At 66.8% G+C, this 13,534-nt stretch carries 8 protein-coding genes; 4 read left to right on the top strand and 4 right to left on the bottom strand.

The window, feature by feature from the left end:
• Positions 1-594: 594 nt before the first annotated feature.
• From H8R17_RS42135 to H8R17_RS42145, 3 genes are all read right to left on the bottom strand, one after another.
• Positions 595-987 carry a type II toxin-antitoxin system death-on-curing family toxin gene (locus H8R17_RS42135; RefSeq protein ID WP_187828483.1) on the bottom strand — a complete coding sequence of 131 codons (393 nt, stop codon included), beginning with the start codon at positions 985-987 and terminating at the stop codon, positions 595-597.
• The gene (locus H8R17_RS42140; protein ID WP_007445201.1) at positions 984-1,178 is read right to left on the bottom strand and encodes a ribbon-helix-helix protein, CopG family; all 195 of its coding nucleotides are present in this window, start codon (positions 1,176-1,178) and stop codon (positions 984-986) included. The genes H8R17_RS42135 and H8R17_RS42140 overlap by 4 nt, the downstream gene beginning before the upstream one ends.
• A gap of 1,162 nt (positions 1,179-2,340) precedes the next feature.
• Positions 2,341-4,017 (bottom strand): DUF6119 family protein, encoded by a 1,677-nt coding sequence (locus H8R17_RS42145; protein WP_187828484.1) that lies wholly within the window; start codon positions 4,015-4,017, stop codon positions 2,341-2,343.
• Positions 4,018-4,238: 221 nt separating this feature from the next.
• Between H8R17_RS42145 and H8R17_RS42150 the strand changes: the two genes are divergently transcribed.
• Genes H8R17_RS42150 through H8R17_RS42165 form a run of 4 tightly spaced genes read left to right on the top strand, consistent with a single transcriptional unit; the run spans position 4,239 to position 12,338 of the window.
• Positions 4,239-6,386 carry a hypothetical protein gene (locus H8R17_RS42150; RefSeq protein ID WP_187828485.1) on the top strand — a complete coding sequence of 716 codons (2,148 nt, stop codon included), beginning with the start codon at positions 4,239-4,241 and terminating at the stop codon, positions 6,384-6,386.
• Positions 6,387-6,416: 30 nt separating this feature from the next.
• Positions 6,417-8,012, top strand: coding sequence for a class I SAM-dependent DNA methyltransferase (locus tag H8R17_RS42155; protein WP_223126098.1), 1,596 nt, complete (start codon positions 6,417-6,419; stop codon positions 8,010-8,012).
• The gene (locus H8R17_RS42160) at positions 8,005-9,237 is read left to right on the top strand and encodes a restriction endonuclease subunit S (protein ID WP_187828486.1); all 1,233 of its coding nucleotides are present in this window, start codon (positions 8,005-8,007) and stop codon (positions 9,235-9,237) included. The genes H8R17_RS42155 and H8R17_RS42160 overlap by 8 nt, the downstream gene beginning before the upstream one ends.
• Positions 9,234-12,338, top strand: coding sequence for a type I restriction endonuclease subunit R (locus H8R17_RS42165; RefSeq protein ID WP_187828487.1), 3,105 nt, complete (start codon positions 9,234-9,236; stop codon positions 12,336-12,338). The genes H8R17_RS42160 and H8R17_RS42165 overlap by 4 nt, the downstream gene beginning before the upstream one ends.
• Positions 12,339-12,601: 263 nt before the next feature.
• Here H8R17_RS42165 and H8R17_RS42170 read toward each other — a convergent pair whose 3' ends face one another.
• Complete coding sequence (locus tag H8R17_RS42170; RefSeq protein ID WP_262505943.1) at positions 12,602-13,447, bottom strand: type ISP restriction/modification enzyme; 846 nt, start codon at positions 13,445-13,447, stop codon at positions 12,602-12,604.
• Positions 13,448-13,534 lie beyond the last annotated feature (87 nt).

The raw sequence follows: 13,534 nt of genomic DNA on the forward strand, positions 1-13,534 counted from the left end.
CCGCAGCCCTCGTCCTGCTCCAGCTCGAGTACGACCGCACCATCTGAACGATCACACAACGCCATGATCCGTTACTGGCAAAGACTCATTGCGCAGGCACGCGAGCAGCAGGTCGAGCGGCACCGGGCGAAGGTCCTGACCGAGCAAGTGAGAGCGTGGCAGCAGGCTCTGGAGATCCGCTCCTTCTGTATCCGCCACGAGAGCCCGTATCCACTCCTCCGGCATCTTGTCCCCCTCCAAGCTGTGGACGCGGACGGTGGATCACCGCAGACACAGCTTGTTGGAGGCGAAAGGACCGGCTCAGTGCGCACGGGGGCACGGACAGCGCGTTCCGTGACCGCTGGGAAAACAGGGGCGGGTGTTGGTTGGGAAGAGACCGCCGTAGCCGATGTGGACCTTGCCTGCCGCCCAAACGGGAAGGCGCTCTCGGGACGCCATTTCCGCGCCGAGCGGACCCGCTGCCCCGTCTCGCGAAAGCATACGAATCAACCCGCTGAACGAACGGGTCCCACAAGAACGGGATCAGTCCGCCCGGCGGACTGCCAGGAGCCGGCACCGCTCACGGAACCTCATTCCGTCCCGTACCTCACGACGTCAGGAAACGGGGAACCAGGCCGACAGGCGCTTGGCAATGGCCGGTACATCGATGTTGTCCTGCGCGACTTCCTCGACGAACGGGCCGGCAATGGAGACGGGTGGCGGGACGGTACTGGCGCTGACGCCGTTGAGCCGCAGGAAGACACGCATGGCAAGCCAGGCGGTGCGCTTGTTGCCGTCGATCAGCGCGTGATTGCGGGCAACGGAGTGCAGCAGTGCCGCCGCCTTCTCGTGCAGCGTGGGATACAGCTCGGCTCCGAACACGTTCGTCCGGGGCCGTTCGATCGCTGACACCAAAAGTCCCATGTCACGCACGCTGTGCTCGGTACCGTTGACCGCGCGAGCGATGGCCAGGATCTCGTCGATCTGGATGTAGCGCACTTCGGTCACTTCAGGTAGTCCAGGATCTCCGCATCGCTGTCCATGAGCTCGGCCAGGACGTCATCGACCTTCAGTTCGGCCCGATCCTGGGCGTCACGGATGGCCTCAATGGCAAGTTCCTGCTTGCTGCGGCCCTCCCGACGAGCCCGCTCGGTGAGCTTCGCGTCAAGATCGTCGGGGAGTCGGAGTGTCATCGCCATACAGCGATGATACCGGACTGGTATCTAGGTGCGAGGTGATACCAGCCACTCAAGACCTCGGACCACGGCGCCGTCCTTTTGGCCCGGTCGGGCCGCGAAGGTGCGTGCGACGAGATAGCAGCACGCGCCACCGCTGGCGAGGTGCAGTCGGACCCCCGAACCGGAGTCTTGCCCCGTGCCGACGGCCCCGGTCCGCGCGGCCCGGGGCCGGAGAGGTCCGCGAGGTTGAGACTTCCGATTTCGAGCGTCATCCGAGCGTCAAAATTCTGCATTCCGCATGGCCACGTCGCCCGCGAGACCCGCGCCAGCCCTTGAAGCTGCAGCTCAGACCGTTCTGCACAAGCGAACCTCAGTCGACGCATTCCGCGAGCGAAAACAAGTCGAACTGACCACCTGGAATACAAAATAGCAGGTCAGAGGCCCTTCTCGGTAGGCTCAAGAGTAGCCACGCACTCCACATGCGAGGTCATCGGAAAGATGTCGGCCTGGGCGAGTCACGGGAAAGCCCAGGTCAGATGCACTTTCTCGGCTCATCGGTCTGTATACGGACGCCCAGAGCGTCAAATGAGCGTCATGGCCGACAGTCGGGACCAAGATCCATTCCCTCCCCGATCACGAAGAGCCCTGCGACCTGATCAACCTGTTCGCAGTCTCCCACTGCTGATCCGATGCCAAGCTCAAGGAGGTCGGCCGCCGCCACGCCCGCGGCCGCTTCGGCCACGAGGACCTGCAGGCGAACGTCACGGAAGCGCCGAGTGGAATGACGACCAAGCCTCGCCGCCTACGGTGTGGAGGAGGCCACCATCACCGCTCTCCGTACCTGGGCCGCGGAGCGGGCCAACGACCTCGCGACCCAGCTCCTCAAGGAGTCCCATGATCCAGACATCGGGGCCGACTCCACCAGCTCCACAATGCGGTTCCGGCAGGAGCATCGCCGAAACCACACCGCACATCATCCAATAGGGACCGGAACCGTCCGACGTTGGCAGAGGGTCTCCGACCCAACCGGTGTCGGCATCCCGACCTGTGCACCTACGTCTTCGGCGAGGGATGCACACCTTAGGGGACCGGGCAAGCTGCACTTCAGCGGCCCCGCTGTCACGCGCGGCCATCTCGGGCCGCCCCGCGGTCGCTCCTGACCCGTACGAACCGTGACGCTCAATTATGCAGCCCGGGGAGTCTGCGAAGGGGCTGCCCGGATGCCGACGACCTCGGTTTCCACTCCCCACGACCGCAGTGTCTTGGCCGTCTCGACAAGCGTCACCTGGGAGAAAGGAAACAGCGTCTCCGAGGTCAGCTCCTCCGTACCATCCTTCAAGAGAATGCCGAACACAAGACGCCGGGGGACGAAGTCGAGGGGCATGATGCGCCTCCCCCTGCTCTGCTCGAAAACCTTGCGGGCGAACTGCGCGCGCACTTCGGCCGACTCCTTGAGCATCTGAACGGCCACCAGCCCCTGGCTGAAAAGATGGCTGAGCGGACCAGACCGGTGGGCGCGCTTCACCAGGACCAGCGTGTCGTCAGGTGTGAGGACATCGCAGATCTCCACCTCATTGCCAGCCTTGAGCGGGTTGCCCACGTTCTTGCGATCGAGGCAGACGTAGCCGTCCCCCATCCGGGCGACCGACTCGTTGTACAGGTCCTCCTTCTCGCCCGGTTCCCAGGCAGGCAGCTCCACCGACGGCGGACGCTTGATCAACCGTGTCACGGTGTCCCTGATCGCGGCGAGGTACCGCGCCCCGATCTCGTACCACTCGCAGTCCATCAGGAGGAAACGTCGTTCCTCGAGGGAGATACCGGCCTCGATCCACCGCAGCAGGGGTGTGGCGACGAGCCGGTCCTCGGGAGCGGCCCGGTGGTGGCGGTAGAGGGTGACGGTGCTGCGCCGAAGCGCGGCCAGGTGCCCGCCTGCCGGGCGTGTGCGCAGGCGGTCCAACACATGGTCGAGCTCGAAGGCGTCCCCCATGGTGACACCGCAGCCGGCGATCCTCAGCTGGACGGCACCCGCAGCCTGGTAGTACGCCCAGTGGTCCCCGGGGACCCCCTGGGTGATCCGTCCGTCGGCGGGATCGCCCAACGCGGCCTCGAGCTCCTGCTCAAGGAGGGCCAGCGTTGCCGTGTCCTTGACCGGCGTGATGTGCTCGACGAATTCCAGCGCGGGATGGGGGGAGTCGTCACGGCACACCCGCGCGATCTCCCGGATGTCCGCGACCAGGTCGGCCGGCTCGATCCCGAGCGGAAGCCGGAGTCCGGCACCCCCTTCCACGCTGACGGTGCCGCCTCTGCCGCTCTGGGCACGCGTAAGACCGTTGGACTGGAGGACGCCACGCAGGCTGGTGACGAACTGCTGGTGCTCGCGCACGCCGAAGCGCGTGACGGACGTCCCGCCGGGCACGAGGGCGATGTCGGTCCTGGCCTCGCCCATGGTGTGCGCGATGAGGCCCCTCACCTGCAGCGGGTCGACCTGGCGTGCGGCGTAGCGGAGCCCGAAACGCCGGTCCTTCAGGCGGTCCGGGATCAGCCGGTACCCCTGGTCGTACCCGATGGCGTACACCTCCCCGTCGACGGCGAGCATGAGCAGTGCGGCCGTCCTCCGGAGACGCTCGGACACGTCGCATCCGGTGGTGCGGGCGATCTCGTCGCACCAGGCCGCCTTCTCCTTATCGATTCCAGCGCTGAGGAACAGCCAGGGCACCGGGAGCCTTTCGCGGTGGGCGTCGTGGAACTCGGCGTCGAGCGACGCAAGCTGCTCGTGGTCGAGGGCCGCGCGCATGCCGTCTCGGTTCGGGACGACGTCGACGAGACGGTAGAGGGTGCGAAGGGACGTGCTGGCAGCCATGTGTGTCTCCAGTCGGTCGCGTGCGTCACCGGTCTCAGGACCGCGGTCGTGCCGGTCGGGGTGACGGACATCGACATTGGCAGGCGAAGTCCACGTCCAGAACCTGACGGCCTGATAGCACCTGCTATCAGGCTTTCCTGTATTGGCACTTCCAGGTCGGTCGTAGAGTGCGAACGGCGCCGGTGCCGCAGCACCATGGTCGGGCGAAGAGGGGGACCGGAATGCCCAGCACGCACGAAACCCATGCACTCGGCCCGTCCGGGGAGACGACGTGGCGCATCTCGCCAACGGAGATCGCGGCTCTCGCCCGGGTGGAGCGAGCCGTGCCCGCCAACTGGCGCCGCCGCCACGGCGACTTCCCGGAACCCATCGCCCGGGACGGCGGCCGTACCTTCTTCGACGGCCGAGAGATCGTCGATTGGCTTCTGACGACGGGCCACGGCAACGCCGACGAGAACGACCTGGGCACGGAGCTGGCACTGCACAGCCTCTCAGCCTGGACCTCGCGCATTCCCGGTCGGCAGCTGCTGGACGTACTGACCGCGCTTATGTGCCTGCGCCACCACGAGGGCGTGCCGCTGCTTTCGGGGGAAGACACCACTTGGGAGTCGATCGTGGAGCGGGCTGGAATGCTGGACGAGGACGACACCTGTCTGATCAGTGAGTTGACCAACGCCGGCCCTTGGGGACCGCCGCTGTCCCGGCTCGCCGACGAACTGGTGGCGGCCGCCGGGAACACACGCCGACGCCACGGTGGCATGCTGGCGGTTCGTCACGGGCCTGCAGCGGATGCCTTCGAATGGCTGCTCGGCGTGCGCCACAGGCTGGGGTTCCACGATCTGACCGCAGACACCCTCACCTCCGGGATGACCGAGTGCATCGCGCGGCTCACGGGGATCGATGGCATGACCGACCCGGTCGTCGCCAACCCGGGTGCCCGCGGCGGAGACCTCCTCGTCGCCCTGCACTCCGCGGCCGGGCCCGGTATCACGCCGAGGTTCGTGGCCTCCGACACGAACCGCTCACTGGTACGTCTCGTACGGCGTCGGATGCTGGTCCGCGGCGTGCTGGGACAGGCGCTTGACGTGCAGGAAGGCGAGAGCGTCCCCGACGCGGTCGACGGACCGAACGTCGTCGCCTCCGTCCTCCCCTACCTGGCCCGCGAGGAACGGCTGCCAGAGGAAACGCTGGAGCGGATCGAGGCCCTGACCGATCTCCTTGCCGAGAGGTGCACAGCCGTCGTGCTCGGTCCCGCCGACGCCTTGACGGAGCCGTTGCGTCCCCACGACTGGGCCGACCGGTTCCGCAGGGATTTCCTGACCAACGGCCTGTTGAAGGCCGTGGTCGCTCTGCCGGGCGGGGTCATGCCGTACCGGCCGGGGTACCGCACCGCGCTCTGGGTGCTGGCCCGTACACCGGAGCAGGAGAGGCGGGGCCGAGTCCTCCTCGCCGACCTATCGGGCCAGGAGATGACCGAGCGGACTCTCACCGGGATCACCGAGGACATCCGGCGGTGGCGAGCCGGTGGCTGGGACGACGACGGTCCCTCCGCGCTCCAGCACGGCGTGGTCGTGTCCGTCGAGAGGCTGAACAGCCGTGCCGGTGCCGCGCTCACGCCCCGGATGCGGGCTACTACGGGGGCTCCGGACAGGGTCCTTCGCATGGCCGATCTGGAACTTCGGCTGAAGGAGCTCGGCGAGCGGGCCCACCGCGAGTCCGGTGCGGGTGACGAACCGACGGCCCATGCCTCACTCCGCATGGAGAGCAGCACCCCACCGTCCACCACCATCGCGCGGCTGCGCAAGGAGCGTCGCCTGCGTATGCTCCCGGGGCACCGGATCGCCGCCGAGTACCTGCTGGACCGTGGTGACCACAACGTCCTGACCCCCGCCGAGGTCCTCGGCCGGAAACCGGTCGGCACCCACCGCATCGACCGTGCCCTGTTGATGACGGCATACCGGCACGTCGCCTTTACCGAACCCGGTGATCTTGTGATCACGGCTCAGCCAGAGTTCGGCGCGTACATCGACGCGGACGGTTTCTCCGTCGTCGCCTATCCCGCCCGGGTGCTGAGGATTCGGTCGGAGGCCGCGCGCCCTGTGCGGCCCCGGGTTCTGGCCGCTTTCCTGTCCATGGCAGCCGCGGAGTACCGGCGCACCCGGGGCTCCGTACACTCCGCGCGTACGCTCGAAGAGCTGGAATTTCCCGATGTCGGTCCGGTGGAAGCCGAACGTCTTGATGCCCTGCTCGAAGAGATCGAGAGGCGGTCGTCGGTACTGCGGCAGCAGATCGGGGCTCTCGACGAGCTGGGGAGCCTCGCCACCGCCGGGATGGCCGACGGCACCCTTACCCTGCATGCCGACCAGTGATCCGCCGCTCAAGGAAGAGGAACCGCTGCCATGTCGTCGCGGATGAACCGGGCCGACGTCCGAGCCGAGCTGTCCGGCGTACCGGGCTCCGGTGAGATCCAGCACGTCTTGTGGACAGCCGCGGACAAGCTGCGCGGCTCGATGGACATTGCCCGGTACAAGGAATTCCTCCTCGGCCTGGTCTTTCTGAAATACCTGTCCGACGCCTTCGACGAGCGCCGCGCCGAGCTCGACGAGGAGCTCGCCGAGGAAGGCATGAACGCGGCACAACGGGCCGTCTTCCTGGAGGACAAGGACGAGTACATCGGCTACGGCGCCTGCTGGGTGCCGGAGTCCGCACGCTGGCACGCCATCGCTGCCCGCACGGGGAGCGAGGACGTCGGCCGGTACCTCGATGACGCGATCGACGCCGTCATGCGGGAGAATCCGCCACTCGCCGGTGTCCTGCCGAAAATCTACGGTCAGGAGGACATCGGCTGGCGCCGTCTCGCCGAACTGGTCGCCCTCATGGACGACGCGCGGCTCACGGGCCCCGGAGGCAGACCGGCACGGGACGTCCTGAGCGCGGTGTACGCGGACTTCCTCGACAGGTTCTCCCGGGCGGAAGGGAAACGAGGCGGTGACTTCCACCCCCCGGGGAGCGTGGCCCGGCTGCTGGTGGAGATGTTGGAGCCATACGCGGGCCGGATCTACGACCCGGTCTGCGGCACGGCCGGGCTGCTCGTCCGGGCAGGAAAATTCGCTGCCGGACACGGGTCCACAGCACACACAGACGACTTGGCGGTGCACGGCCAGGAGCGGAATGAACGCACGTGGCGGCTGGCGAGGATGAACCTCGCACTGCACGGTGTCGAAAGCGACCTGGCGCGGGGGGATTCTCTCAGCGAGGACCGGTACCCCGGTCTGGAAGCCGACTTCGTCCTGTCCATTCCCCCCTTCAACCTCAAGGAATGGCCACGGAACCCGGAGGACCCGCGTTGGCGGTTCGGTGTGCCGCCGCAAGCGAACGCGAACTTCGCATGGTTGCAGCACATCATCGCCAAGCTCGGAGACAAGGGCACCGCCGGTGTCGTTCTGGCCGGTGCCTCGGTCACTGGCAGCCGGGGCCGCGAAGACGAGATCCGCCGGGCGTTGATCGAGGAAGATCTGGTGGCCTGCATGGTCGCGCTACCGCCGAACCTCTTCCATAGCACCGGCGTTCCCGTATATCTGTGGCTCCTGGACAAGGACAAGTCCACCCGGGGAACCAAGAACCTGGAAGACCGGCGTGGCCGCATACTGTTCATTGACGCCGGAACCATGGGCGAGACAGCCGGCCGAGGAGAGCGCACCCTCTCCGACGGCGAGCTCGCGAAGATCGTCAGCACGTATCGCACATGGCGGGGCACGGCCTCGGCCGGGGGCAAGCGGTACAAGGACGTTGCCGGATTCTGTTTCTCCGCGAATGTGGCAGACGTCCGGCGCGAAGGCCATGTGCTGTCGCCGAACCGGTACATCGCCGAGGTCGGTGTCGAGTCGGCTGCCGAACGCATCGGGCGCCTGACGAAGGAACTCGATGGGCTCTTCGGCTTGGCGGACGACCTGACGGAGGCGGTGCGAGCACAGTTGCGGAGGGTCGATGGCTGACTGGAAGTTCGTCGAGTACCAGTCGCTGGCCGCGCCCGAAGACCGTTCGGCCTTCGCCATGGGCCCGTTTGGATCACGGATCACGAAGGAGGATTACGTTCGGGACGGAGTCCCCGTCATCCGCGGGACGAATCTGGCACGGGGAATTCTCGACGGTGAATTCGTCTTCCTCACGGAGGAGAAGGCGGACGAGGTGCTGTCGGCGAACGTCTTCCCGGGAGACCTCGTGTTCACCCATCGGGGTGCCATCGGCCAGGTGTCTGTGGTGCCTCGCAAGCTGGGATACAGCCGGTACGTCATCGATTCGTCCCAGCTGCGGTCCCGGCTGGATCTGGCGAGAGCACTGCCCGAGTTCTACCATTACTGGTTCCGGTCGGAGGCGGGACGGCGTTCGCTTCTGACCCACACGTCGGCTGTGGGCGGGTCGGGCATGGCCGCTCCCCTGACGTCGATCCGCACCCTTCCGGTCCCGCACCCTCCGATGGCCGAGCAGGAGGGGGTGGTCGCCGTCCTCGGCGCGTTGGACGACAAGATCGCCGCCAACAGTCGCATCGTGGCCGCCACCCGCGAGTTGGCACTGGCACATTACGGCCGGGCCGTCGAGTCAGCAGACCCGGTCCGGGTCGCCGTTGGCTCCGTCACGAGTGCGCTGCACCGGGGCGTCACACACCCCTACACGGACGCCCCGCACGGGGTGATCTTGCTCGACCAGGAGTGCGTCCGAGAAGGCCGGGTGATCACCGAGTCCGCGCGCCGGGCGCTCAGGGAGGAGGTGGACGCCGCCAGGATACTGCAGCGCCACGACGTGCTGGTCACCTCGTACGGCGCCGGTACACTCGGCCGTGTCGCCCGCTGGACCGCGGATGCGGATGCGGTGCCGGGCGCCCGTCTGCTGACGGTCCGCTTCGCGCCTGAACTGATCGACCCCCTTTGCGCGGGGTTCGCGATGCTGCGTGCACAGCCCCGCATCGAGGCCATGGCCGAGGGGACGCCCCGGCAGACCGGACTTCGGGAGACCCACCTGGCAGCCCTGGAGCTCCTCCTGCCCGCCGACGCCCACCGGCCCGCGCTGCGGGCTACGCTCGAGGCGCTGGAGAACCGGGCCGACCACGGACAGGCTGAGTCGGCCACCCTGGCCGAGCTCCGCGACAGTCTTCTTCCCCAGCTGATGACGGGCCGCCTGCGCGTGAGAGACGCCGAAGCAGTCGTGGAGGACGCTACGTGACCAGCCTGCCCACCGAAGCCGAGTTGGCGCAGCTCACGGTGACCGAGCTGACGCGGCTCGGCTGGGAGGCATGTCCCGGAAACCGGCTCGCGCCCGGGTCCGGCCACCGCCGTGACTGGGACGGTCTGATCCTCCACGACCAGCTCCGCGAGGCGATCACCCGCCTCAATCCTGGCCTGCCTCCGGAGGCGGTGAGCCAAGCCGTGTCCGTCGCGGCCGCTCCCGTATCCCAGAACGCGTACACCGAAAACAGGCAGACGCACGCGTATATGACTCATGGGATTCGATCCGTCGTCTACACGGACGAGTTCGGCGCACGGCACAACCCCCCGATCCGACTGATCGATCTGAGGAATGCGGACGCCAACAGGTACGTCGTGTCGACCAACACCGCACTCGCCGGCGGGGACGGGCAGCGTCGCCGCTTGGATCTCGTCCTCTACGTCAACGGGCTGCCGGTGGCCGTGATCGAGACGAAGCGGGCCCAGGACGGGGACGGGGCGCTGCGAGGGGCGCACCGCACGATTCAGCGGTGTGCGGAGGACTTCCCCGCCGCCTTCCGCTACAACGCCGTCACTCTGCTCTCATCCGGGACCGAAGCGGTATACGGGACGCCCTTCACTCCGTACGAGCAATATGCTGCCTGGAACGTAGACGAGTCGGGCCGGCCGGTACGGCCGGACCAAGCCGGTGAGGGAGACGCGACAGCGGAACAGCTGGCCCTGCGCGGCCTGTTCGACCGGACCCGGCTGCTGCGCTTCGTCGATGGGTTCATCGACTTCACGTCCACCGGGAAGCGCATCGCCAGACCGCACCAGTATTTCGCAGCAACCAAGGCCGCACGAAGCGTGGTCGACGCCTTCCGCACCGACGGGAGGGCCGGTGTCGTGGCGCACGCCGCCGGAAGCGGCAAATCCTGGACCATGGTGTTGACTTCCGGCGTCATCGCTCGTGACCCGGCACTGAACTGGCCTACCCTCGTCGTTGTCACGGACAATACCGAGCGCGACCACCAACTGTTCGCGACTTTCCAGGAGCACGGGCCTCCGCTGGAACCCCTGTACCACGCGGACTCCCGTGAAAAATTGCGTGGGCTGCTGTCCGACATGCGTGCCGGCGGCACCGTCTTCACGACCTTGCAGAAATTCGGCCTCACCACACGTGAGCACACGTCAGGATCCGGACACCCCACGCTGTCCGAACGGCGGAACATCGTCGTCATCGTCGACGAAGCCCACCGATCGCACCGTTCCCTGCACGCCCGCCATCTCCGCGGGGCCCTGCCGAACGCAACCCTGCTCGCCTTCACCTCCGTACCGCTTTCGTCAGCCGACCGGATGATCCGCCAGGTATTCGGTGGCTCCATCGACACCTATGACCTCGAGCGGGCTACCGGCGATGGGGTGACGGTCCCCGTCCACTACGAGGACCGGACCCTCGAACTCGCCGGGGAATCCTGGCCGGATCTTCCAGAGTTCGACGAGGAGTCCGGACTGACTGCCGGATCCGGACGCCGTCGCACCGAGCGGACCGTCGCCGGTCTGAACGCCACACACGGCACCCCGGCTCGGGTCCACGCCCTGGCCTCCGACCTGGTGGAGCACTGGGAGCAACGTCGCGCGCACATGACGCCGTTCATCGGCACACCCGGCAAGGCCATGGTCGTCTGTGCCACACGCGAGATGTGCGTGCGGGTGTTCGAGGCCATCCAGGAACTACGGCCCGGGTGGGCTCGTCAGGCGGTTGACCACGGCACGATGAAGATCGTCTTCTCGGGCTTGGGCATGGACCCGGATCGGCTGCGTTCCCATGCTCTGACTCCGGCGGAGCGCTCGACGGTAGTCAGACGGGCCCAGGATCCGGACGACGAGCTCGAACTACTCATCGTGCACAGCATGCTGCTCACCGGCTTCGACGCACCGCCGGTCCACACCATGTATCTGGACCGCTCCCTCAAAGGCAACCTGCTGATGCAGGCCATGGTTCGGGTCAACCGTCGCTTCCGCGGCAAGCCGGACGGTCTCCTGGTCGGCTACGTGCCTCTTGCCGACAGCCTCCGGCAGATGCTCGCCGAACGCTCCGACACCGGCCAGGCCGTCCGATACGCGGCCGCGGACATCGACACGGCACTGGATGAGTTGCGCAAGGAGTACGACGCCTTGTGTGGCATCCTCGCGGGCATCGACTGGCGCACACTGCTCGCAAGACCAGGCCCCCGGTCACACCTGGACGCTGTACTGAAGACCTTGAATTATCTGCGCGACCCCCGCACTCCCGGAAACGACACTGCTGACCCGGCCCGCAATCTCGGGCGGCGCTATCGCGAGCACGCCTATCGCCTGGAGCGCTTCCATGCACTGACCTTCGCCAGCATCAAGATCGCGGAACGGTTTCCAGATGTTCCGGACTGGCGATCCGACCTGAAGTTCATGACGCAGGTCCGTATCTGGATGGCCAGATTCGACGCCGCAGACCGCGAGGCAATCGGCCCGGACGAATCCCAAGATATGGTGCAACAGCTGGCGCAGATCGCCGGACCGGAGGCGCCCGCCTCAGGACTCCAGGCGTCCGAAACCCCGCACTTGGCCACCGAGGCCATGCGGCGGCTGGCCGAGCGGTCCGTACACGAAGTCACCCAGCACAATGTCGTACGGCGCGGCGTCCTGTCGGCACGGTTGCGGGACCTCACGAGCGAATACGAACGGCAGCGGCTCACCAGCGGGGAGATCATCGCCGAACTAACCGAGATGGTGCACGAGATAGCCTCGGACACCCACCGCGGTGAGCGGTTCGATCCGCCACTGAGCCAGGACGAACTCGCCTTCTACGACGCGATTGCCGGCCACGGCAGGGCCCGCGACCTCATCGGTGACGCAGCGCTTGCCGACATCGCCCGCGCGCTGGTGACGACTGTGCGTCGGCAACTGACACCGGACTGGGTCTCCCACGAACCTGTCCGCGCCAGACTGCGCAGCACCATCAAACGACTGCTCGCCCGGCACGGATACCCACCCGCAGAGGTCTTGGACGCGGTCGAGCTCATCACCAAGCAGCTGGAGTATTTCGCCCGGGAGTGGACGCAAGAGGAATCGAAGGACTGACGCACTTTGACAAGCAACAGTCCACGCTACTCGGCGATGACAATCCGTGACATCGGACGGCGAACACGGTGGACTTCGTGCCGCACGCAGGTGTGGTTCGAAAACCGGGTGCAGCGCATGTAGGCCGATGCCCTCAGACTCGACGGCGAACACGGTCCGCTCCTCGTCTCCGTGCAGGAGCAGGAACCAGCCATGAGTCGGGTCAGTCGGTACCGCTGGCACCCGCCCTCGGTACGGCAGACGCGTCACCGTCATCAGGAGCTCTACGGATCTTGTCGCTTTCTGCGGGACGACTGCGTGGCGCCGGAATTCCTGCTCCCCCGTGGCCGCGTGGAAGCGCCGGCCGGAGAGCTCCTTTCTGCGGTGAGCGGCCTTACGGCGTGCGGCTCACGCGCCTCGATGCCCTCGGTCCCGGGGATGGGGTCGGTCTGTAGCGGTGCGGGAGCAGAACGACGGGCGGTGTCCGGGACGGGCAGGACGTTCCGACGCTGCAACTCGGCGACACTGACCAGCGGTGACATGAGAACACGGTCGAGCAGCTCATTCTGAGCCGACTGCAGCTCAACCAGATGCCACAGAACGGCCAACACGTACTGGAGTTCCTCACTCCAGGCAGGTAGCCACCGCTCGGGCCGGATGCGGTCCAGCTCGCTGACGGCTCTGCGTGACGGCGGTCCTGTCCTGCGTTTCAACCAGCCGTCGAGAACGTTCTGTCCGCTGACCTGATACTCCCGCATCTGTTGAGTCACCGGCCCGAAAACGCCTTGGCCGAAGTGGAGTTCGAGACGGTGGGGATCGTGGACGAAGCTCTCGGGTAATTCGTCCCTGCCGACCTGTCTCCGGTACGTGATCGCTGGCTGTGCGGTCGTCCAGACCTCCTGGGGCCCACCGGGCCTCCCCGCCACCGGGTCCACGAGCCTCTCTCCGAAGGTGGACGCCCAGATCACCTTCCGCCCGATGTGCAGCGCCTCCGACCACAGCGTGGCGTCACCGGTGAGGGGTACGCGGACGCCGTTGGTCGTGAGTTCGTCGTCGAAGCGGGACCGGAAACCGGGGTGGGCCGTGATCGCGGCGATGTACGCGAGCAAGTCCTCGGCGGAGACAGTCAGACCTCACGAATTCACGGCACCAGGAGCTTCAGTGACAGCCAGTCACTTCATGGAGGAAGGGTGCTTCCGACCTGCGATGATTCAGCT

The sequence above is a fragment of the Streptomyces sp. TRM68367 genome (assembly GCF_014495685.1).
Taxonomy (GTDB): Bacteria; Actinomycetota; Actinomycetes; order Streptomycetales; family Streptomycetaceae; genus Streptomyces.